The 21,496-nt window shown below is 61.3% G+C and carries 30 protein-coding genes; all 30 read left to right on the top strand.

Translation table 11 applies throughout. From position 1 onward, the window contains the following. Position 1 precedes the first annotated feature (1 nt). On the top strand, positions 2 to 1,207 hold the full coding sequence (locus AX729_RS13945; RefSeq protein ID WP_061023937.1) for a DnaA ATPase domain-containing protein: 1,206 nt from the start codon (positions 2 to 4) through the stop codon (positions 1,205 to 1,207). A gap of 2 nt (positions 1,208 to 1,209) precedes the next feature. Beyond that, positions 1,210 to 1,572, top strand: coding sequence for a hypothetical protein (locus AX729_RS13940; protein WP_061023935.1), 363 nt, complete (start codon positions 1,210 to 1,212; stop codon positions 1,570 to 1,572). Beyond that, on the top strand, positions 1,569 to 1,745 hold the full coding sequence (locus tag AX729_RS40465) for a hypothetical protein (RefSeq protein WP_197433597.1): 177 nt from the start codon (positions 1,569 to 1,571) through the stop codon (positions 1,743 to 1,745). The genes AX729_RS13940 and AX729_RS40465 overlap by 4 nt, the downstream gene beginning before the upstream one ends. Beyond that, positions 1,735 to 2,514, top strand: a complete 780-nt coding sequence (locus tag AX729_RS13935; RefSeq protein ID WP_197433596.1) for a DNA-methyltransferase — start codon at positions 1,735 to 1,737, stop codon at positions 2,512 to 2,514. Before AX729_RS40465 ends, AX729_RS13935 begins: the two co-directional genes overlap by 11 nt. After that, a complete protein-coding gene (locus tag AX729_RS13930) occupies positions 2,511 to 2,870 on the top strand; it encodes a DUF4406 domain-containing protein (protein ID WP_061023930.1) in 360 nt (119 codons plus the stop codon). The genes AX729_RS13935 and AX729_RS13930 overlap by 4 nt, the downstream gene beginning before the upstream one ends. A gap of 9 nt (positions 2,871 to 2,879) precedes the next feature. Beyond that, entirely contained in the window at positions 2,880 to 3,086 is a 207-nt protein-coding gene (locus tag AX729_RS13925) for a hypothetical protein (protein WP_061023929.1), read from the top strand. Then, the gene (locus AX729_RS39625) at positions 3,079 to 4,005 is read left to right on the top strand and encodes a hypothetical protein (RefSeq protein WP_156456945.1); all 927 of its coding nucleotides are present in this window, start codon (positions 3,079 to 3,081) and stop codon (positions 4,003 to 4,005) included. The genes AX729_RS13925 and AX729_RS39625 overlap by 8 nt, the downstream gene beginning before the upstream one ends. 516 nt (positions 4,006 to 4,521) lie before the next feature. Continuing rightward, entirely contained in the window at positions 4,522 to 4,914 is a 393-nt protein-coding gene (locus AX729_RS13910) for a hypothetical protein (protein WP_061023923.1), read from the top strand. Next, positions 4,911 to 5,435: a transcription termination/antitermination protein NusG gene (nusG, locus tag AX729_RS13905; protein WP_061023922.1), complete on the top strand. Its 525-nt coding sequence runs from the start codon at positions 4,911 to 4,913 to the stop codon at positions 5,433 to 5,435. The genes AX729_RS13910 and nusG overlap by 4 nt, the downstream gene beginning before the upstream one ends. Positions 5,436 to 5,440: 5 nt before the next feature. Continuing rightward, on the top strand, positions 5,441 to 5,722 hold the full coding sequence (locus tag AX729_RS13900) for a hypothetical protein (RefSeq protein ID WP_061023919.1): 282 nt from the start codon (positions 5,441 to 5,443) through the stop codon (positions 5,720 to 5,722). Then, the gene (locus AX729_RS13895) at positions 5,722 to 5,919 is read left to right on the top strand and encodes a hypothetical protein (RefSeq protein ID WP_061023917.1); all 198 of its coding nucleotides are present in this window, start codon (positions 5,722 to 5,724) and stop codon (positions 5,917 to 5,919) included. Before AX729_RS13900 ends, AX729_RS13895 begins: the two co-directional genes overlap by 1 nt. A 425-nt stretch (positions 5,920 to 6,344) precedes the next feature. Continuing rightward, positions 6,345 to 6,704 carry an HNH endonuclease gene (locus tag AX729_RS38605; RefSeq protein ID WP_082770430.1) on the top strand — a complete coding sequence of 120 codons (360 nt, stop codon included), beginning with the start codon at positions 6,345 to 6,347 and terminating at the stop codon, positions 6,702 to 6,704. 194 nt (positions 6,705 to 6,898) lie between these two features. Beyond that, the gene (locus AX729_RS13890) at positions 6,899 to 7,255 is read left to right on the top strand and encodes a hypothetical protein (protein ID WP_156456944.1); all 357 of its coding nucleotides are present in this window, start codon (positions 6,899 to 6,901) and stop codon (positions 7,253 to 7,255) included. Then, positions 7,215 to 9,083 (top strand): terminase large subunit, encoded by a 1,869-nt coding sequence (locus tag AX729_RS13885; RefSeq protein WP_082770429.1) that lies wholly within the window; start codon positions 7,215 to 7,217, stop codon positions 9,081 to 9,083. The genes AX729_RS13890 and AX729_RS13885 overlap by 41 nt, the downstream gene beginning before the upstream one ends. A 21-nt stretch (positions 9,084 to 9,104) precedes the next feature. After that, positions 9,105 to 10,364, top strand: a complete 1,260-nt coding sequence (locus AX729_RS13880; RefSeq protein ID WP_061023911.1) for a phage portal protein — start codon at positions 9,105 to 9,107, stop codon at positions 10,362 to 10,364. Continuing rightward, positions 10,361 to 11,209: an HK97 family phage prohead protease gene (locus AX729_RS13875; protein ID WP_082770428.1), complete on the top strand. Its 849-nt coding sequence runs from the start codon at positions 10,361 to 10,363 to the stop codon at positions 11,207 to 11,209. Before AX729_RS13880 ends, AX729_RS13875 begins: the two co-directional genes overlap by 4 nt. 13 nt (positions 11,210 to 11,222) lie before the next feature. After that, complete coding sequence (locus AX729_RS13870) at positions 11,223 to 12,566, top strand: phage major capsid protein (RefSeq protein WP_061023907.1); 1,344 nt, start codon at positions 11,223 to 11,225, stop codon at positions 12,564 to 12,566. Positions 12,567 to 12,646: 80 nt separating this feature from the next. Next, positions 12,647 to 13,066, top strand: coding sequence for a hypothetical protein (locus AX729_RS13865; protein WP_061023905.1), 420 nt, complete (start codon positions 12,647 to 12,649; stop codon positions 13,064 to 13,066). Between the two features lie 57 nt (positions 13,067 to 13,123). Next, a complete protein-coding gene (locus AX729_RS13860; protein ID WP_061023903.1) occupies positions 13,124 to 13,726 on the top strand; it encodes a head-tail connector protein in 603 nt (200 codons plus the stop codon). Continuing rightward, on the top strand, positions 13,726 to 14,112 hold the full coding sequence (locus AX729_RS13855; protein ID WP_061023901.1) for a head-tail adaptor protein: 387 nt from the start codon (positions 13,726 to 13,728) through the stop codon (positions 14,110 to 14,112). Before AX729_RS13860 ends, AX729_RS13855 begins: the two co-directional genes overlap by 1 nt. Before the next feature lie 30 nt (positions 14,113 to 14,142). After that, on the top strand, positions 14,143 to 14,550 hold the full coding sequence (locus tag AX729_RS13850; protein WP_061023899.1) for a hypothetical protein: 408 nt from the start codon (positions 14,143 to 14,145) through the stop codon (positions 14,548 to 14,550). Next, on the top strand, positions 14,550 to 14,951 hold the full coding sequence (gene gp17, locus AX729_RS13845) for a tail completion protein gp17 (protein WP_061023897.1): 402 nt from the start codon (positions 14,550 to 14,552) through the stop codon (positions 14,949 to 14,951). Before AX729_RS13850 ends, gp17 begins: the two co-directional genes overlap by 1 nt. Beyond that, positions 14,951 to 15,148 (top strand): hypothetical protein, encoded by a 198-nt coding sequence (locus AX729_RS39620; protein ID WP_156456943.1) that lies wholly within the window; start codon positions 14,951 to 14,953, stop codon positions 15,146 to 15,148. Before gp17 ends, AX729_RS39620 begins: the two co-directional genes overlap by 1 nt. After that, a complete protein-coding gene (locus tag AX729_RS13840) occupies positions 15,124 to 15,585 on the top strand; it encodes an HK97-gp10 family putative phage morphogenesis protein (protein ID WP_061023895.1) in 462 nt (153 codons plus the stop codon). Before AX729_RS39620 ends, AX729_RS13840 begins: the two co-directional genes overlap by 25 nt. 26 nt (positions 15,586 to 15,611) lie before the next feature. Further along, positions 15,612 to 16,046, top strand: a complete 435-nt coding sequence (locus AX729_RS13835; protein ID WP_061023893.1) for a phage tail tube protein — start codon at positions 15,612 to 15,614, stop codon at positions 16,044 to 16,046. Between the two features lie 3 nt (positions 16,047 to 16,049). After that, positions 16,050 to 16,427: a GTA-gp10 family protein gene (locus tag AX729_RS13830; protein ID WP_061023890.1), complete on the top strand. Its 378-nt coding sequence runs from the start codon at positions 16,050 to 16,052 to the stop codon at positions 16,425 to 16,427. Beyond that, the gene (locus AX729_RS13825) at positions 16,427 to 16,711 is read left to right on the top strand and encodes a hypothetical protein (RefSeq protein ID WP_061023889.1); all 285 of its coding nucleotides are present in this window, start codon (positions 16,427 to 16,429) and stop codon (positions 16,709 to 16,711) included. Before AX729_RS13830 ends, AX729_RS13825 begins: the two co-directional genes overlap by 1 nt. A 9-nt stretch (positions 16,712 to 16,720) precedes the next feature. Further along, entirely contained in the window at positions 16,721 to 18,709 is a 1,989-nt protein-coding gene (locus tag AX729_RS13820) for a phage tail tape measure protein (RefSeq protein ID WP_156456942.1), read from the top strand. Next, positions 18,709 to 19,521, top strand: coding sequence for a hypothetical protein (locus AX729_RS13815; protein ID WP_061023885.1), 813 nt, complete (start codon positions 18,709 to 18,711; stop codon positions 19,519 to 19,521). The genes AX729_RS13820 and AX729_RS13815 overlap by 1 nt, the downstream gene beginning before the upstream one ends. Next, positions 19,521 to 21,496, top strand: a 1,976-nt coding sequence (locus tag AX729_RS13810) for a hypothetical protein (RefSeq protein WP_061023884.1), incomplete at its 3' end; no start/stop codon positions are given. The genes AX729_RS13815 and AX729_RS13810, both read left to right, overlap by 1 nt.

The following is a 21,496-nucleotide window of genomic DNA, read 5'->3' as shown; positions in this document are numbered from 1 at the left end:
CATGCAGGCAATGCAGGCGTTCACCGAGCTTGTGCAGGACGATCCGTACCTGAAGATGACACAAGAGCAGCGGCGCGAAGCGGTCCTTCGCCGCCGTGCTAAATTCTTTGGTGGCCGGCCGACAGAGGATGAGCCGGTTCGGGTGCCGCGCCCGCTTCTCGGCCTCTCGGTCCAGCCTCAGGCACAGGTGCCAAAGCCGCCGCTCGGGTCGTCCTTGAATCCGAATATGACGTTTGACCGTTTCGTGGTCGGAAAATCGAGCGCACTGGCGCACGCTGCCGCTTTGCAGGTCGCCGACAGCGAGCCATCCCAGACGTCGGCCTATAGCCCACTGTTCATCTTTAGCGACTCTGGACTCGGTAAGACGCACCTGATCCAGGCAATCGCGCACGCCAATCCGGATGCGATCTATCTAACCGCAGACCGCTTCATGCATGAATTTGCAGAAGCCATGAAATCGCAAAGGTCGGTATCCTTGCGGGAAACGCTGCGCGGCGCATCTGTTTTCCTTATCGATGACATCCAGGTGCTCGGAAACCGGAAGGCCACGGCCGAATATTTCCAGTTGATCCGGACGCTGATCGACTACGGACAGAAGGTAGTCATAACCGCCGATCGACCTCCGGCAGAGCTGGATGCGGATGACAGGACGAAATCACGCCTCGCAGGCGGCCTCGTCTTGGAGCTCGGCCGCCTCGGGTGTCCGGAGCGCCGGGCGGTGCTCGGCAACTGTGCCCCGCAGATATCTGCCGAGGTTCTCGATTTCGTTGCGGAGAACACCTCTGGCCGGAGCGGGCACGCGATGGTTGGCGTCGGCACGAGCTTGGTCGCTCACGCGATGCATCTCGTATCAGGACGGTTCGAAGTCCAGCAAGCGGAGCAGGTTCTGCATTCGGTGCTGTCTCCGATCGAACCGCGTCGGGTCAAGATCGAGGACATCCAGCGGGTCGTGGCGCGGAGCTACAACTGTTCGCGTGCTGACCTCATGTCGTCCCGACGCACCGCCAACATCGTCAGACCGCGGCAAGTCGCCATGTATTTGGCGAAGACCATGACGCTGCGCTCCCTGCCGGAAATCGGCCGGAGATTCGGCGGCCGAGACCACACCACGGTGCTGCATGCGGTACGAAAAATCACTGAGATGGTCGATCGAGATGCCATGATCGCTGCCGAAGTGCACGCGCTCAAGGTGGCAATCGAGGGCTGAGCATGGCGCAACAGCTCTCCTTTGACGATTACACATCTCGCCAGGCCGTGCAGGCGCGCGACGCGGGCATGATCGAGGCCGAGTTCGCGGAGGTTCTGTCCGGGTCGAGCTATTGCGATGCGCTGTACGCCGCGATCTGCTACGTAGCTCGACGCCAGTGCGAGGTCCACGCTGACGACGTCCTTCCGCTGGTCAAGGTGAAGCCGCTGCACCCAAATGCGGCAGGCAGTGTCTGGCGGCGCGCCATGAAAGACGGCGTCCTGCTCGGCGAGGTCGGGAGGCGTAGATGCGCCACCGACGTGGTCAAGAAGGCCCATGTCTATCCGGTCTATCGCAGCGGCGTCTTCCACGGGAGGCGCGCGTGAAGCATCGCCTCCAGCACGCTCCAGAGCCGCTTACCGACGTCGACGATGGCCTGATCGTGGCTCTATGGAAGCAGGGCCTCGACACCTACGCGATCGCGAAGCAGCTCCATGTCTTCGAATGGCAGGTCGCAAACCGGCTGTTCCATATTCGGGAGGCCAATCGTGGGAGCTGAAACGCTGTCCGATAACGTGCGGCTCTATTGCGCCGACTGCTTGGACGTCATTCCAACGCTTGGGCCTGTAGACCACGTCATCGGCGATCCGCCGTATGAGCAGCACATGCACGACGCCAAACAGAGGCGGTCGCGAAAGCTGCGCGCCGACGGCGCTGCCGAGCTGGAGGCGATCGATTTCAGCTCGGTGGAGGCCATCCGGGCTCCGGTGACAGCCGCGCTGGTGGAGCGGTGCTCGGGCTGGCTAATCGCGTTCTGCACGCCGGAGGGCGTCGCGCCGTGGCGTGACGCTATTGAGGCCGCTGGAGCTCGCTACAAGCGCGCCTGCATCTGGGTGAAGCCGGACAGCGCGCCGCAGTTCAACGGGCAGGGGCCAGCCATGGGAGCCGAGTGCTTCGTCACCGCATGGTGCGGGAAGGGCTTTTCAAGTTGGAACGAGGGCGGCGGGCGCAACGTCTTCACGCACCTGACAAACCAGGCCGATCGCCACGGCGAGCATCCGACCGAAAAGCCCATCTCGCTCATGTGCGAGATCGTCGAGAAGTTCACGAATCCGGGCGACATGGTCCTCGATCCGTTCATGGGCTCGGGCTCGACTGGCGTTGCCGCGGTGCGGCTTGGTCGGCGGTTCATCGGCATTGAGCGCGATCGCCGGTACTTCGACATCGCCGCGGAGCGCATCTCGGACGCCTTGGCGCGCCCTGACATGTTCGTGCCGCTGCCGGCGGCTCCAAAGCAAATCCAACTGTTCGAAGGGGCGTCAAAATGAAGATCTACGTGGCGGGGCCGATGCGCGGCATCGCAGAATTCAACTTCCCGGCTTTCCACACCGCGGCGGCTCGACTGCGCGCGGAAGGCCACACGGTATTCAACCCGGCGGAGCGGGACATCGAGCACCACGGCGTCGACATATCGAAGGGCAACGAAGCAGGCGACGAAGCGCTAGCGGCGGCCGTCCATGGCTTCAATCTTCGGGAGGCGCTCAAGGACGACCTGGAGTTCATCTGCCTCCACGCGGACGCCGTGGCCGTGCTGCCGGGCTGGGAAAAGAGCAAGGGTGCGCAAGCCGAGGTCGCGACCGCTTACGCTTTGGGGCTTCAGGTCTTCAAATACACTGCCGTGTAGGCGTTTCACGTGAAACAAAATGAGAACGGCCACATCCCGAAAGAGAAGCGTGACGACATGGCGCGCCTCGCTCTCGGTGTGAGCAAAAACCTGACGAACGCAGAGGCGCGCAAGGCGGTCGCGGGGATGTTTCAGGTGAGCGTGACGACGGCCAAGCGGCTCATATTGCGCGGTGCCTTCTTGGCTTTGCAGGAGCGGACGAAGATCGATGGCTAGGATTCGCACCATCAAGCCGGAGCTTCCGCAGTCTCAGTCGATCGGCCGGCTGAGCCGCGATGCGCGCCTACTTTTCATCCAGCTTTTTACCGTCGCTGACGATGCTGGGAGGGCTCGCGCGGCCTCGCGATTGCTCGCGAGCCTTCTTTACCCATACGACGACGATGCTCCAGGCCTCATTGATGGGTGGTTGGCCGAGTTGGAGCAGCAAAAGCAAATACGCCGATACGTGGTCGACGGGTCAGAGTATCTGGAAATCGTTAAGTGGTTGGAGCATCAGAAGATTGATCGCCCGTCTCCGTCTCGCTTGCCTGAATATCGCGACGCCTCGCAGCATCCTCGCGAAAGCTCGCGAGGCCTCGATGCTGACCTTGTACCTGTACCTGTACCTAGGAAGGGAGAGGGACCGCAACTCGCTCGCCCTGATTTGAAGGTGATTGAGGAAGGCAAGCCAACCAAGATCGACGAGACCTACCAGCCGTCAGATCGAGCTGTCGAATATGCTTACAGCCTCGGCATGAAAAAGGCCGACCTGAATGCCGAGCTGAGCAAGTTCATCGCCTTGAGCATGTCGACGGGCGCGAAGAGCTACAACCCCGACATGGCGTTTAAGCTGTTCTGTGACAGGTGGCTCGAATTCAAGCTGAAAAAGGATCCGGACTGGAGGCCGGCTGCCGAAAAGCCTGCTGAGCCAGTCGAGGATCGCAGCGAGTGGCAAATCGTCGTCGGCGGGACGTTGGAACACACCTGTTGGAACGTGGTGCGGCGCGAGCGCGGCGAGAGGCCGCTGTTCCTCTGCAAGCAGAAGCGCAATGACGGGACGATCGTCGACAACGCGGCGCTTTGCCCGACCCTGTTTCCGCCAGGCTTCAACGATTTCGGCGAGCGCATCGCTCCAGCATCGGAGGACGCAGCGTGAGGTTTAGTCCTAGCCAAGTGATGGAGATCAATTCGTTCTATTGGAGCCTCGACGTCCCAATTAACGAGATTATCGCGGCCTTTGGCTTTAAAAATCAGCATGAACTGCTGCGAGTAATTGGTCCTTGCAAGGTTGAGTGGCCATGCGCGTATTGCGATGGGGATATCGAGGCAAGGTCTAGATCTCAGCTAAAGGCGATCGTCGACAAGAAGCGGGATTTTGACAGGCGCGGCGTCTATTCGTTGGCGCAGTATGAGTTTGATTGTTGCGCATCGCGCCAGCGAGAGGAGCGCGATAGCAATCTCAGATTTTTGAATGGTATGCCGTACAGGCAATATCTGCAAACGGAGCATTGGCAGAATGTTCGTTCTTCAGCGTTGAAGAGGGCGCGCTTTAGGTGCCAAGTCTGCTGCTCGGGACAGCGGTTGCAAGTTCACCATCGTACATATGTGCGTAGGGGCGAGGAGCTACCGGAGGATCTGACAGTGCTTTGTTCGAAATGTCACGGTGTCTTTCATGAGACTTCAGAATTGGCAGAGCGGGGTAGAGCAGATGCACGATAGTGATGCTCTTGTTGAGGTCGGAAAGTTGATCGTCATTGCTCGACGCATTACTGACACACGGCAGATGCGCAATCTGCTCGATGGACTGAACACAATCGCAAAGGGCGAGACGGTAGACATTCAGCGCCGCGGTCAGCCGAACGAGCCTAGCGTCATGTCAGTTATTGAACACCGAGCGCCTCTCAAGCGGATCGAGATCGGCGCTACGCGGGGCGTCGACAGGCGCCGCGCGTCGGAGATCACCGAGGCGATGTCAGGCGTCGGGCCGACAGAGCGAGACCGGATTTGGAAGCTGGTAGTGCAGGCGTCCCAGGACGGCCTTGGAGCGGCGGAGAACGAGGCATGATGCAGAACGAGCGGCCGAACTGGTTCATCATCTTGGCCGAACCGAATCGCGAAGGACGCGCCGCGGAAGGGCTGCGGGAGCGCGGCATCGACGCCTACGCGCCGAAGGTGCTGAAGCGCATGGTCCGGCGGGGCCGCAAGGTCGAGGTCGAGCGACCGCTGTTTCCGGGCTACCTGTTCGCCAAGCTGGTCGAGGGCGTGGACGACTTCCGCATTCCAAAGCGGGTCGTTGGCGTGCGGGACTATCTGCGCTTCGAGGGCATCCCCTGCGCCATCCAGGAGGGCGCCATAAACGCGATCCGGCGCCGGGAAGGGATTGAGATGGAGCGGGCTCAGCGCGCCATCAGCGGCGTGCACAACTTCGCCGAAGGCGAGCCTACGCGTGTGGCTGAGGGGCCTTTCAGCGGATTCGCGGCGGAAGTATACTCGCTAGATCCCAAGGGGGCGATCACCGCGCTGGTCAACCTGTTCGGTCGGAAGACGAAGGTCGTGTTTGACGGGGCGCAATTGGAGAAGGTCTAATCAAGATGACGGTTGCAGAACTCATCGCGGAACTCGCTAAGTTCGATCCGTCGGCTCGTGTCGTTATTCCTGGCTATGAACTAGGCTTTGACGATGTAGCGGCGCTGAAAAAGATAGGTGCAGTTCTGGATTCAAATGTCAGTCCTCGCGATCCATCGGCAAAGGATCGTTGGTATTTCGGCCGCCACGCTGCTCCTGACGAGAATCAGCCGTTTACTGAAGTCGTGCTCATTGCTCCGCCAGATGAGCGCGAAGAGACGAGCGGCACGCGATTGGAGAAGGTCTGATGGTCAAGGGCATCGCCGGCGAGGATATGGACGCTGGTATGGCGATTTACAGCGGTCCTGACGGAAAGTGGTATCGAGCTGCAAAGCAGGGCTATAAAGGGGTGGCGGCGGCGCCGATCAAGGCCGGAGACAAGATCTCCGACGGCGATCGAGACGGCTACTTCAGTCCGGTTAAGGCGATCGATCAGAAGGGGTGAAAGCGAGGATCTGGTTGATTTGTTTCGCTTCATGGTTGTAGATAGCAACCTACCCAACGGGACGTGTGTAGGCAGGAGGTTCTTTTGAAGAGAAGCTTGTTTCTTTTGACCTTGTCGATTTTTCTTTTCGGCTTGTTCGTCTTTCTCCAGCCAGATCTTGATTATGCCGGGGATAGAGAGCGCCATTTTCAGCTTTCGAGGCATTAGCCTGTGGGATGCGTGTGGATAAGCAAAACAGCCATTGTTGCTTTTCCGCAAATCACATAGCGCTCGAATCTAGACAGAAGTCGCATGCTGGATACCCGGTTAGAGGCCGCGCCTTCGGGCGGTAAGTGGAACAGCAGCGCGCCGGAATAACCGGTAGTCCGCGCCTTTGTGCGCGGTGTTGGCTTGTCTGCTTGGAGCGTATCATGTGACCGGAAGCGATGCCTAAGCCTCTCGACCTACGCCAACGCAACCGAGAGCATGATGCTAGGCGCAAGGCTGACAACCCATGGCGCGCATGGTACGGCACAGCAAGGTGGCAGGCAGCTCGGTTAGGGCAGCTACGGAAGGAGCCCTTGTGTCAGCGCTGCAAGGACAGAGGTAAGGTGGTCGAGGCCACCATTGCGCACCACAAGCGAGCACATAAGGGTGACCAAAAACTATTTTGGGATCCTGACAATCTCGCCTCATCATGCAAGCCATGCCACGACACAGACGAGCAGCGCATCGAGCGCGGTGGCAGGGCAAGGCAGGTGGTAGGCAGTGATGGTTGGCCTATTGATGGTGCTTCGCAAAAATAAAAATAAAATGACGATTTCTTTTTTCAGAACACTCCCACCCCCGGTCTCGATGTCTACAAGGTTTGGTTTCTCGACCGGTGGCGACCAAAAATTCGCAGATTTGCAGATTGATGTCCCGGAATGGCTAATCTGCAACAGTTAGGAACCGGAAAGTGGCAAAGCGCGGCGCAAAGCCAAAGCCTGCGCACCTTCGCTTGGTCGACGGGACCACGAACGTAACCAGGCACGGATCAGAGGACGATCAGCGCGCTGGTGTCGAGGCGGCGCTCGCCAGCTTCGGCAAGCTGACGCGGCCGAAGGGCTTGAAGGGTCAGGCGCTCGAAGCGTGGAAGCGCTACATCGAGCCGGCTTCGTGGCTCGACGCATCCAGAGAGCCGGCGGCCATCGCGTTCTGCGAGCTGTGGTCCGAATTCCGGTACGGGCCCACCAGTTTTCCGGCAGCGAAGCACGGCCAGTTGCGCGCTTACATGAGCGAGCTCGGCCTTACCGACGAGCGGAATCGCGTGCTGGATGAAAGCAAAAAAGACAAGGACGAGTTCTTCGACGACTAAGCCGGTCGATCGCGCTACCGCCTATGCAAAGGCGGTGGTTGCTGGGAAGATCGTAGCCGGACCGCACGTTCGGAACGCATGTCGGCGCCATCTCGACGACCTGAAGCGCAAGGATCTGATCTACGACAAGGAGGCCGCAGCTAAGGCGCTGCGGTTCTTCGAGGAGCGGCTGAAGCTCAGCGAAGGCCAGTTCGATAACCAGCCGTTCAAGTCGGCGCCGCCGCAGGACTTCATCATCGGCTCGCTGTTCGGCTGGAAGAAGCTTGACGGCACCAGGCGCTTCCGGCGGGCCTACATTGAGCAGGGTAAGGGCAACGGCAAGTCGCCGCTAGCCGGCGGCATCGGGCTCTACGGCCTGACCGCGGACGGTGAGGCGGGAGCGCAGGTCTACTCGGCCGGCGCAACAAAGGAGCAGGCCAGCATCCTCTTCGCCGACGCGGTGAAGATGGTGAAGAAATCGCCGGCGCTGGAGCAGCGTCTGAAGTTCAGCGGCGGCGAAGGCAAGGAACATAACATCGCGTACCTGAAGACGAATTCGTTCTTCAGGCCGGTGTCGAGAGAGACGAAGAAGACCGGCTCTGGGCCGAGGCCTCATTTCGCTCTGGTCGACGAGCTCCACGAGCATCCAGACGGCGGCGTGCTGGAGATACTGGAGCGCGGCTTCAAGTTCCGTCGCCAGCCGATGCTGGTGATGATCACGAACAGCGGCAGTGACCGCAACTCGGTTTGCTACACTGAGCACGAGCACGCCATCCGCGTCGCGGCCGGCAATCGCGAAGCGAAAGACGATGATCCGTTCTACCTGGGCGAGGTCATTGACGACACGACTTTTAGCTATGTGTGTGCGCTTGATCCTGGTGATGATCCTCTGGAGGATCCTTCGTGCTGGGCAAAAGCGAACCCGCTGCTGAATGTTACGATCACCGAGGAATACCTCGCCGGAGTGGTGAAGCAGGGCAAGGACATCCCTGCGAAACTGAACAACATCCTCCGGCTTCACTTCTGTGTTTGGACTGAAGCCGACACGGCGTGGATGACCCGAGCGACGCTCGAACCGTGCCTCGCTCAGTTCGACGTGGTGCAGCACCACGGACGCGACGCTTGGATGGGCTGCGACCTGTCGCAGAACAAGGACATCACGGCGCTCGGCTTTGTTGTGAAGACCGGTGACGTTACAGTCGAGGTCGAGAAGGACGGCCAGAGCGTCACGGCGAAAAAGCCGACATTCGATGCGTGGATTGAGGCGTTCACACCTGGCGACACGGTGAAGACGCGGCAAGATCGCGACAAGGCGCCATACGATATCTGGGTGCGGGACGGCCACCTGAACGCGCCGCCGGGAAGCAGCATCAGCTATCTCCATGTGGCGCAGGCGATTGCGGAGGCCACGCACGAGTTCAACGTCCGCTGCCTTGCCTATGACCGATATGCGTTCAAGCGAGGGCTTGAACCGGAGTGCGACAAGCTCGGCCTAAGTGTCGAGTTCGTCGAGCATCCGCAGGGCGGAACGAAGAAGGGGCTACCGACTGATGCGATGAAGGAGGCCGCCAAGGCCGCCGATCGTGAGCCGGAAGGTCTCTGGATGCCGATGAGCATCCGTCAGCTTGAGGAGTTGCTTCTCGAAAAGAGGATCCGGATCAAGTCGAATCCGGTCCTAATCTCAGCGATGATGTCCGCGGTAACCGACAAGGACCGCTGGGGCAACTACTGGCTGACGAAAGAGAAGTCCACGCAAAAGATTGACTGCGCAATTGCGCTCGCAATGGCGGTGGGTGCGGCGCTCGCATACGACGGTGAGCCGCAGAAATCGTTTTGGGAAGCTGCATAGCGCCAAGAGGTATCGTCGCCCATGGGCTTCTGGGACAGGTTCATCGGGCGGAAGGCGGCGAACGATCAGGCGATCACTTCGTCTCTTGAGCTGTTCAAGCAAGTTTACGGGGCCCGGCTTTCTGAGGCAGGAGTTCCTGTCAACTGGAATACGGCGCTCACGGTGACCACGGTGCTGGCGTGCTGCCGCGTCCGCGCCGAAGGTCTCTCAGTTCCGTTCCGCCTCTACCAGGAGACCAAGGGCGGCCGGGTGATCGCAGTAGACCATCCGCTCCATATGCGGATCAGCCGTCGGCCGAATGATTGGCAGACGAGCTTGGAATTCCTGGAGACGATCAGCTTCCACCTGGACTTGACGTACAACGCCTATGTGTTCGTCAACCGGGTGGGGATCGCGCGTGAGATCCGCGAACTCATTCCGATTGAGCCGGGCCGCGTGCGCGTCGAGCAGAGGCCAGACTACAGCCTGCGCTACTTCGTGCGCGGCAAGACCGGCGAGGAGCAGGAGTTCGGCCAGGATGCGATTTGGCATCTGCGCGGTCCGTCGTGGAATTCGTGGATCGGGATGGATCCGATCGGGTTGGCGCGAAACGCCATCGGCCTGTCGTTGTCGCTGGAGCGCGGGCAGAGCGAAGGCCAGAAGAACGGATTGCAGACGTCGGCGGTGTATGCCGTCAAGGAGAAATTGACGCCTGAGAAGTTCGGCTTCCTCGCGGCGTGGATGGACAAGCATCTGCCTGGCGGCGAGCGCGCTGGCAAGCCGATGATCTTGGACATGGATGCCAAGCTGACGAACGAGATTATGTCCGCGGTCGATCAGCAGTTGATCGAGACGCGCAAGTTCCAGATCGAGGAAATCTGCCGCGCGCTGCGCGTGTGGCCTATCATGATCGGGCACGCCGGCGACCAGTCTCCGACGTTCGCGAGCGCGTCGGAGTTCTTCCAGGCGCACAAGACTTACACGCTCGATCCGATGTACCGGCGCATCTCACAGAGCGCCAACGTCAACCTGCTGTCGCCGGAAGAATTGAAGGCCGGCTACTACACCAAGTTCGTCGTCAACGCGCTCATGAGCACGGCGCCGAAGGACAAGGCCGAGTATTACCAGAAGGCCTTGGGATCTGGCAGCGCGAAGGGCTGGCTGACGCAGAACGAGGTCCGCGACCTCGAAGACCTCGACCGCTCGACCGAGCCGGAGGCCGACAAGCTTCCGCAACCTTCGGCCGCTACGGCCGCGCCGAAACCAGCCGCTGAACCTGCGGACGATGCCGGAGACGAATGATGGACCGCGCGCGATTCGACATGGAGGTCAAGTTCGCTTCCGATAAGACGGGGGTGTTCTCCGGCTATGGAGCGATCTTCGGCAACGTCGACTCGTATGGCGACGTGATCGAAAAGGGCGCCTTCAAGAGCACGCTGCGGGCATGGGAGGACAAAGGCAAGCTTCCGCCGATGCTGTTGCAGCACGGTGGCGGCATGTTCGGCGGCACCGCCGACGACCTCTTGCCGATCGGAAAGTGGACCTCCATGGAGGAGAACTCCAAGGGCCTGAAGGTCGAGGGCGAGCTCTTCGCGCTGAACACGGAGCGCGGCCAATATATCTACGAAGGCCTCAAGGCCGGCGCGCTCGACGGCATGTCGATTGGCTACAAGACCATCAAGTTTCGCAACGGCACGAAGGCTGGCGAGCCGCACCGATATCTCGAAAAGCTCGATCTGATGGAGCTTTCGATCGTGACGTTTCCGGCCAACGACAAGGCGCGCATCGGGGCCGTTAAGGCAATCGATCGCGATTTGCGAACGGCGGTCAAAGAACTCGGCGATGCTATCGATTTGCATCAGAAGCACATGGATGGCGACGAGCCGACAGATATGGCGTCGCAAAAGAAAATGATGCGCATGATGGAGCGCGCATACGAAGCGCTCACCTCGGCAAAACCGGGGGGCATGAAATCCATGAGCACCATTCGTGAATTCGAGGACTTCCTACGGGATGTAGGCGGTTACTCGCACGCTGCTGCCAAGGCAATCGCCGCCGGCGGCTTCAAGGCAACGGACCCTCGGGATGAGGACGGCGCCGATCTGGCGGCAATCATTCGCCGCAACATCGCAAAACTCTCAACCTGAAGGAATAGGCAACATGCCTGAGACCATTGAAGACCTGCTCAAGAAGCAGGGCGAAGCGTTCGACGCGTTCCAGAAGTCGCATGACGAGCAGATCAAGGAACTGAAGTCGAAGGGCGGCGCCAACGATCCGGTGCTCGTCGAGCGCCTCAGCAAGATCGAGAAGTCGCTTGATGCGGCAGTCGAGGCCAAGGCTGCGATCGAAGCGGCCGTGAAGGCTGAGAAGGCTGAGCGTGAAGCGCTCGAACTGAAGCTCAACCGCGTTGGCCTGAAGAACGACGAGAACGGAAAGCTTCAGCTCGAGTTGAAGGAATTCAACCATGTGCTGAACGCTGTCGCCATCGATCGGCGCCGGCCCTTCACTCCGCTCGATGCTAAGGGCTACGAGGACTACAAGTCGGCCTTCGACAGCTTCGCGCGCGGTGGCCGCGAGATGCTGACTGCCGATGAGGTAAAGACGCTCTCGGTCGGCTCGGACCCGGATGGCGGTGTGTGGGTGACTCCCGACACCACCGGTGGGATCGTGAAGAAGGTCTACGAGACCAGCCCGGTTCGCCAGTATGCCAGCGTGCGGACGATCTCGACGGATGCCCTTGAAGGCATCGAAGACCTTGGCGAGGCTGGCGTCGGCTATGCCGGCGAGCATGGGACTTCGGGCGATACCACAACGCCGCAGGTCGGCGAGTGGAAGATTCCGGTGTTCAACCTCGATACCGAGCCGAAGGCCACCCAGAACCTCCTGGATGATGCCTCGATCGATATCGAAGGCTGGCTGATGGAAAAGGTCGGCGCGAAATTCGGCCGCTTCGAGAATTCGGAGTTCATCACCGGTGCCGCGAACAAGATCCGCGGCTTCGTCAACGGCTATACGGTGGCGGCGGATTCCGGCTCCGGCGTGACCTGGGGCACCATCGGCTACCTCGCCACTGGCGTTTCGGGTGACTTTGCCGCGTCGGCGAAGGGTGACAAGCTGTACGACCTGATGGGCTTGCTCAAGAACGAGTACCTCATCAACGCCGCATGGTTCACCCGCCGATCGGTGATCACCGCCATCCGCAAGTTCAAGGACGGTCAGGGCAACTATCTCTGGCAGCCTTCGTTCATCGCCGGCCAGCCTGAGACGATCATGGGATATCCCGTGGTTCGGATGGAAGACATGCCGGCGCTTGGTGCCGACAGCCTCTCGCTCGCGTTCGGTGACCTCAAGCAGGCTTACCAGGTCGTCGATCGGCAGGGCATCCGAGTGCTGCGCGACAACCTGACTTCGAAGCCGTACACGAAGTTCTACACCACCAAGCGCACCGGTGGCGGCGTCGTTAACTTCGAAGCCATCAAGCTGATGAAGTTCGGTACTTCCTGATCCTGACGCATTGACCGGCGGTTAAACGCCGCCGGTCGCCTTCCTGTTTCCCATTCACCACCATCGAAAGGAACGCTTCAATGCGTGACATCATGAACGGGCTCGACCTGAAGCGGGCTGTGTCCCCTCAGGCAGCGCGCACCGACAATACCGCCATCGTGTCCACGGTTGCGGATCTCAAGGGTTACGACGGCGCCATGCTGGCGATCAATATCGGCGCCAACACCGACGCCAACGCGACCTTCGCTGTTCTGATCGAAGACAGCGACGATAACTCGACCTATGCTGCGGTCGCCGATGAATATCTCAACGGCACCGAGGCTCTGGCCGGGTTCGCGTTCGACGACGACAACGAGCTGCGCAAGATCGGATATGTCGGCATCAAGCGCTATCTGCGCGCGACCATCACGCCGACCGGCAACGACTCCGGCAATATCTTCGTGTCGGCGGAGTGGGTGCTGCGCCCGCTGCGCATGCCGGCGGCAAATCCTCCGGCCTGATGACATGACGCCCTGGGGTTAGCCCTGGGGCGTCCACTCTTGTGGCGGGTTGCTCGTATGTATCGTCCTGTGCTCGTCACGCCGCCGGCCATCAAGCCGATCACGCGCACCGAGGCAAAGGCTCAACTCGACATCAGCTATTCCGAAAAGGATCCGCTGATCGACGGGCTGATTGCCGCCGCAACGGCGCATCTCGATGGTTGGACTGGCATTCTCGGCCGGGCGCTCTGCGAGCAGACGTGGCGGCAGGACTATGATGCGTTCTGCAACAGGCTGCGGTTGCCGCTGTTCCCGGTGATCTCGGTGTCGAGCGTGAAGTACACCGACACGGAGAATGTCGAACAGACGGTGTCGAGCGCGAATTACAACGTCCTGACCGATGATCTCGGGACGTATGTTGAGTTCGTCTACAATTACGCGTATCCGAATACTCGGCAGTTTATGCCGGCAGCGGTACGGGTGGAGTACAAGGCCGGCTATGCGGATTTAGCCGGTGATCCGCCGACTAGCAGCGTCCCGGATGCGATCAAGCAGGCGATGCTTCTGCTGGTGCGGCATTGGTTCGACAACCCGACCGCGGTCATCGTCGGGCAAACCGTCGCGCCGCTTCCGTTTGCTGTTGACGCGCTGCTAAGCCCATATCGCCGCACGAGGTTCTGATGCAGCGGCGCTACGATCGGCAGATCATCATTCAGCGCAAGACGCTGACGCAGTCGAGCTCTGGTGAGCCTATCGAGACATGGGCGGACATGGCCTATAAGTGCTTCGCCTTCGTGGCGCCGACGAAGGGTGCCGAGAAGTTCGCGGATCCAGAGAAGGTGGCGAGCCAAGAGACGACGTTCACGATCCGGTTTCACGAAATCGCCTCTGCATCCCGGCCTCTCGCGCCTGGTGATCGCATCATCTATCCGGTCGACGGCATCGCGGCGAATACGCAGAGCCCGGCTTGGTATCTCGTCTACGACATCATTTCTGCGGACGAGGTCGGTCGTCAGGTTGATCTTTCGATCAAGACGCTCCGACGCGCCGACGTGACTACGACGTAAATCATCTCACCATCGAAAGGACTCTGAGCCATGGTCGACATCTCCGTAACTCCCGCAAGCGTGCTGCCTGGCGCTGGCGCGATCACCGAAGACGGTACCGCCGGCGAGACCATCACCGCAGGGCAGGCGCTATACAAGGCGGCCGATGGCTTCTGGTACAAGGCCGATGCCGACTCCGCGACCGCGCTGGCGCGCGACGCCAAGGCAATTTCGCTGAACGGCGCGTCTGCAAGCCAGCCGATCAAGGTTCAGAAGTCCGGCGAGATCACTTTCAACGCCGCGTTCACCGCCGGCGTCACCTACTATCTCAGCGGCACGGCCGGCGGTATCTGCCCGATCGCCGACGTCGGCACCGGCGAATATTACGACGTGATCGGCATCGCCAAGTCGACCACGAGCATGAAACTGCTGTTCGGCTATTCGGGCGTCTCCGCCTGATGAAGGATATTCGCCCAGCGCTTCAGTCCCTTCTGCTGGGCGATGCCGGCGTTGCGGCGCTGGTCGGAACGCGCGTTTACCCGATCCGGATGCCGCAGGGCGTGAAGGTCGCGAGCGTGGTCTACACGCGCATTTCCGGCGACACCGACTACAAGATGGAAGGCGCCTCCGGATACGCGCGCTCGCGCATGCAGATCGTGGCCTGGGCGCCGACGGCGGACGCCGCCACCGTGCTGGCGAACAAGGTCAAGGACTGCCTGAGCGGCTTCACCGGCGCGGTAGGCAATCCATCGGTGTTCATCCAGGGCGCCTTCTGCACCGACGAGCGTGAGCTATACGACGATGTCGTGCAACTCTATGGCGTGATGCGGGACTATTTCGTGCACCACGAGGAATTGTGATGGCTGGACCCGTCGAATCGATGCTCACGGTTACCCTTTCGGTGAAGCTGCCGTTCTGGTGGCGCGCATATGTCGGCGCGCTCAAGTTCTTCAGCGATTTGGGGTGGCTTAGCGTCGATCCGCAGGCGGCTGCGGACTTCGTCTGTCGCCACACTACCGTCCGGTGCGGGAAATGGCGCGGCAAACTTTCAAAATAGAGGGCCTGGCCGAGCTCGACGAGGCTCTGTCAGAGCTTCCCAAGGCGACCGCGCGCAACGTGCTGCTGCGGACCTTGAAGGAGCAGGGCGAGCCCATCAGGGCGGACGGCGAGCGCAACGCGCCGCGGGACGAGGGCGGGCTTAAGGCTTCCTACACGGTCGGCACGAAGCTTTCGCGCCGGCAGAAAAGCATGAACCGCAAAGAGAGCGACGTCGAGGTCTACATCGGGCCGGGCCCGGCGGCGAAGGGCGTCCAGACCGAATTCGGCAACGCGCACCAGGCGGCGCAACCGCATCTCCGGCCAGCCTTCGACGCTAACGTGATGAAGGTGCTGAACGGCATCAAGGATTCGCTCGCGGGACAGATCGATAAGGCGCGCCAGCGTCTGGCGAGGAAGGCCGAGCGGCTCGCGGCCAAGATTGCAGCCGGGAAATAACCCTTTCTGACAATGGAGAAATCGCGATGACCACCCAGGCGCGCATCGGCTACGGCACGGTTTTCAAGTCCGGCAACGGCGCCTCCCCGGAGGTGTTCACGACGCTTGCGGAGGTGACCGCGATCACGCCGCCGGCGATGGCGCGCGACACCGTCGACGCCACCCACGAGGAAAGCCCCGGCGCGTGGCGCGAGTTCATCGCCGGCCTGAAGGATGGTGGCGAGGTCTCGCTCGAGCTGAACTTCGTGCCTGGCGGCTCCGCGGCGCTGGCGCTGACCGCCGAGCTCGACCTCGACGGCTCCAGCGCGAGCAAGAACCGTCAGATCGTGTTCCCGGATGGCTCCTACTTCTCGTTCGCCGGCATCCTGACCGCCTTCGAGCCGGACGCGCCGATCGACGACAAGATGGCCGCCTCGGTCACCTTCAAGGTCACCGGCAAGCCTTCCTTGGTGCAGGCGTAACCCATGGCGAACCAGCATAAGGGCGAAGTCGAGCTTCAGGCCGGCGAGAAGACCTATACGCTCAGGTACTCCATTGACGCGATCTGCTCGATGGAAGCGGCGTTGGGCAAGGGCTTCCCGGCCATCGCCGCGGAAATGTCGGATATCAACAAGATGTCCGTCTCCGTGGTGCGTCAGGTGCTGCACAGCGGCCTCCAGGAGGGCCATCCTGAGCTGACGCTCAAGGAGGCGGGCGAACTCATCCTATCCGCCGGCGGCGCGCTGAAGGTCATGGCGAAGGTCACCGAGGCGCTCGGCGCCGCCTTCCCGGACGCCAAGAAGGACGCCAAGCCGGGCCCTCAGCAGGGGCCGCGCCGGGCTGGGACTGGCCGGCCCTCCTGATGGATTGGGTGGCGTGCGGGCTCGATCCGGACGCCTTCTGGTCCAAGACGCCGCGGCAGGTCGCCCTGATCTTCGCAGGCAAGCAAGCGCAGTTCACGCGCGAGCACAATGAGCGGGCTTGGCTCGCCTACCACACCGCGGCCCTCCCGCGGCTGAAGAAGTTCCCAAAGCTACGAGCGCTGCTGACGCGCGATCGCAAGCCGCAATCCCCCGACCAAATGCTGGCGATCGCCAAACAATGGACCTTGCTGCTCGGCGGCGAGGTCAAGGGCAAGCCGAACTGAGGGCCGTAAATGGCTGGTGGCGCAATCATCGGTGCACTCCGGGTCGTGTTGGGAGCGGATACCGCCGCTCTCGACAAGGGCCTGAAGGACTCGCAGTCCGGCTTGGCCGCGTTCGGCTCAGCCGTCGCCACCGGTATGGCCGCGGCCGCGGCCGCCGTTGTCGCCGCCGGCGTGGCGATCGGCATCGCGCTACAGCACACCATCGACGACGCCGACAAGCTCTCGAAGGCGTCGGCAAAGCTCGGCGTGCCGATCGAGCAGCTTTCCGCGCTCGCCTATGCCGCGGACCTCTCCGACGTCTCCTTCGAGGCGCTCAGCAAGTCCGTCGGCAAGCTTTCCAAGAACATGACCGAGGCGGCGGCGAAGCCGACCGGAGACGCGGCCAACGCCTTCCGCGCGCTCGGGATCTCAGTCACGGACGCCAATGGCAGGCTGAAATCGTCCGACGAAGTTCTCGGCGAAGTAGCGGATAGGTTCTCCGGCCTGAAGGATGGTGCCGGCAAGACCGCCGTCGCCATGGCGCTGTTCGGCAAGACCGGCGCCGACCTAATCCCCATGCTCAATGACGGCCGCGATGGCCTCACGGAGATGAAGGACGAGGCTGAAAAGTTCGGCCTGATCCTAGACGCGAAGACCGGCAAGGCCGCTGAAGCCTTCAACGACAACATCACCAGGCTGAAAGCCGCATGGACCGGCCTTGTCACACAGTCGATGTCCCAGGTGCTGCCGTCGATGGTCGCGATCACGAACGCGATGGTCGAATCCGTCAAGAATTCCGGGTTCCTGAGCGCCGCGCTCACCGCGGTTTCGACCGCAATGAAGGCGCTTGTCACCAGCGGTGTGATCGTCGGAGCCGTTTTCAAGTCGCTGGCCGAATACATCTCGACCGTGTCGAGTGCGATATCGCTGGTGCTGAAGGGCGAATTCACCGCTGCCTTTGAGAAGGTGAAGGGCGGTGTCGCCGGAATCCAGGAGACCGCGACCGCGACATTCGGCATCGTCGACAACTTGTGGAAGGGCGCACAGACCGGGGCAGATGCCGCCGCGGCGTCGACCGAAAAAGCGTCGACTGCACAGAAGGATTTCAATTTTTCGGCTCTCGGCGGAAAGAATGCCGTCGATCAGTTCATTGCCTCGCAAAGCAAGTCGCTTGAGGGGATGAAGGCTGAAGTCGCGACTTATGGCCTACTTCCTGGCGCCATGGAAGCGATGAAGCTGCAATTGCAAGCGGAGTCGATCGCGCGCTCGAACAACACGGCGATCACCGCCGCGCAGCAGGTGCAGCTCGACCTTCTGAAGCAGAAGACGTCCGACTACGCCTTGACGCTGGCCGGCCTTCAAATGACGCAATCGAACTTGACGCCGACCCAGCTCTATCAGGTCGAATTGCAGAAGATCCAGGCGCTATTCGACGCTGGCAAGATCAGCGCCGAGACCTATGAGCAGGCCATGCAGGGCGCTGCCGAGCGCGCCGGCACCGCTTGGAACGTCGCCGGAGCCTCCATGGCGGGGAGCTTTGCGACGATCGCGGCTTCGTTCGGAAAAGAGAGCTCCGCCATGGCGAAGGCGGCGCAGATTTTCGGCGCGATCCAGGCGACGATATCGATGTTCACCGGTGCAGCAAAGGCGCTGGAGCTGCCGTTTCCGGCCAACATAGCCGCCATGGCGGCCGTGCTCGCCCAAGGCGCGCGGCTGGTCTCGCAGATCAAGAGCCAGTCCGTTCCGACAGGGTTCAAGGATGGCTTGTCCATGACCGTTCCTGGCGGCGTCGGCGGTGGGGATAGCAAGCTGTTCCAGGCCATGGTCGAGCCGGGCGAGCAGATCGACATCACGCCTAACCGCGGTGGCGGTCAGGGTCAGCGCAGCAGCGTCGGTGCACAAAACATCGTCAACATGTCGGTGCCGATCGTGACCACGCGTGACGCGCTGAGCGCGCTGATCGATGGCCTGAACGGCATGTTCTCGGACGGCTATCGCCTGAACGTGGTGCCGGCCTGATGTCTCTCGTGATCTCGCAAAATTTCGTCCTGACCGACTCGACGCCGGAGTTTCCGGTCACGCTCGATCATCCCGTAATCGGCTGGCACAACATTGTCACCACGGCAAACATCGTGGCCGATAACGAGGATCCGGACTTTCCAGCCTCGAACCTTGCCAACCCGGCCACGCATGAGGAGTGGCGATCGGACGCTGATGGAGAGCAGTTTCTGACAGTGACGACGGGATATGTCGACGAGATCGACTATGTCGGCATTGCACGGCACAACTTCGGCAGCGAGCAGATTCCCGTCACGATCGAAGACGGCTCCGGCAACGCCTTGGTCGAGGAAGTTATGCTGCCAGACGACAGCCCGGCGCTGTTTCGCTTCACGGCGCAGTCGTTGGCGACGGTCGACATCAAGTTGGCTGCCGGAACGGGCAAGTTGCCGCGCGCGGCCGTGGTCTACGTCGGCAAGCTTCTGGTGCTTGAGCGCAAGATCTATGTCGGGCACACGCCGCTGAAACACGCGCGGAAGATGAATGTCCAGAACGGCCGCAGCGAGACCGGAAACTTCCTTGGCCGCATCGTACTCGGCGCTTGGCGCGAAACGACTATTCCGCTCTCGCTGCTATCGCCGTCCTGGTACCGCGATCATGGCGGCGACGAATTCATGGCAGTGGCGGCAGAGACGCCATTCTTCTTCGGCTGGCGGCCGGCCACTTATCCGTATGAAATCGGCTACTGCTGGACGATCGATGATCCGATGCCGGTGCCGCAGTCACCGTCAAATCGCATCGCGTTCGATCTCAAAGTGAGCGGGATCGTCTGATGACGCAGTCCGTTACCTATGTCGAGATCGATATTCCGTTCTGCTCTCTGACTTACGGCGTTGCGCCGTGCACGGCTTCGATCCCGACGACCGGCGCCGCAAAGTGCTTCAATTCGATCAAGACATGTCAGGACCGCGACAACTTCACCGAGTCCGAGGTAACGCTGCGCTTCGCCAAGCCGACGGAGTATCTGCCGCGCGAGATCGATTGCATCCCTTCAGTCATCTCCGTGGACTTCTCGCCGGCTACAGTCTCGCTCGGCAAGGATCTTGGCCAGCGGGCCTCGCTCACCGTCACGTTTCAGGATCATCCGCATTCCGACACCGGGCAGGGTTACGATAAATACCGCACCGAGCGGGCCTATGATCCGTATTCTCAGGGGACGTATTGGGGGAAGTTTCGGGCGCGCCAACCATTCCTGCGCGGTCGCAGCCTGCGCTGGATCAATGGCATCGTCGGCGATGATCTCGCCGAGATGGAAACGTGGCATTTCGTCATCGAAAGCTTTACAGGTCCGGATCCCGACGGCAAGTTTCAGATCATTGCCAAGGATCTGCTTAAGCTCGCCGACGGTGATCGCGCGCAGGCGCCTGGGCTGTCTAACGGGTTTCTTGCGGCCGACATCACCAGCAGTGCCACCAGCGCGTCGTTGCTGCCGTCCGGCATCGGCAACGCCGAGTATCCGACGTCTGGTTATCTCTGCATCGGCGGCAACGAGGTGGTGTCGTTCACGCGCTCGGGTGATTCGCTGACGATCTCGCGCGGCGCATTCGCGGTCGCTCACAGGGCGCAGGACCGGGTTCAGTTGGCCGTGTACTATAGCGCGCAGGATGCCGCCGACATCATTCATCATCTCCTGACCAATTATGCCGGCGTCGACCCGGCCAGGATCGATCTTGCGGATTGGCAGGCCGAGACGGCGGCGTTTCTCGGCAACGTCTATACCGCAGTCATCTGCGAGCCGACGTCGGTGGCGACACTGGTCTCGGAGCTGGTTGAGCAGGCGGCGCTGGTGATCTGGGATGATGTCGCCGCCCAGAAGCTCCGCCTCCAGGTGCTGCGCGCGGTCGTGACCGATGCCGACACCTTCACGCCGGACAATTTCGTCGAGAAGTCGCTGAAGATCAAGGAGCAGCCAGACAAGCGCGTGTCGCGCGTGCAGGTCTATTTCGCCCGGATTGATCCGACCAAGCCGCTGTCGAACCTCGATAATTATCGCTCCAGCTCGCTGTCGATCGACGAGGATGCAGAGGCCGATTACGGCACGCCGGCGATCAGGACCATCACGTCGCGATGGATTCCAGACGGCGGCCGTGCGGTCGCCGATCGCGTCGGTGCCGTGATCCTCGGACGCTACCGTGACCCGCCGCGCAATGTGCAATTTCGATTGCAGCGCTACGCCGGCACGGACGTCACGCTGGGTATCGGGTATCGCGTCGAACATGGAACCGTGCAGGACGCAACGGGCGCGCAGTCCAATATCCCGATCCATGTCACGCGCTACAATCCGTGGATGGACGGGACATCGTCAATCGAGGCGGAGGAGGTGCTCTGGTCCGTGCCATCGGTGGATACGGGCACGCGAAACATCGTTCTCGACGCGCCCTTGAACAATGTGAACCTGCGCGTCATCCACGACTCTCTCTATCCGGCTCCAGTATCCAGCGATGTCGTGAATTGCACCATCAACGCGGGTGTGACGATCGGATCGAGTTCTCCGGCGGCTCCAAGCTTCGACGTTGGCTCTTGGCCGGTGGGTGTGACCGTAAATGTCATCGTCAACGGCCTGATCCAGGGTGCTGGCGGCTACGGCGGCGCCGGAGGAAGCGGTGCCGCGAACCCGAGCAACCCCACCAATGGGTCTAGTGGCAGCGCTGGCGGCGCCGCCTTCTACACGCGTCGGGCGGTAACGGTCGACACGTCGAGCGGCGGGAAGATTTGGGGCGGCGGCGGTGGCGGCGGTGGAGCCGGAGC

It is taken from the genome of Bradyrhizobium sp. CCH5-F6, from assembly GCF_001556045.1.
In the GTDB taxonomy this organism is placed as follows: domain Bacteria; phylum Pseudomonadota; class Alphaproteobacteria; order Rhizobiales; family Xanthobacteraceae; genus Bradyrhizobium.
The sequence above is the reverse complement of the archived record's forward strand: the minus strand, read 5'-3'. Positions and strand labels throughout refer to the sequence as shown.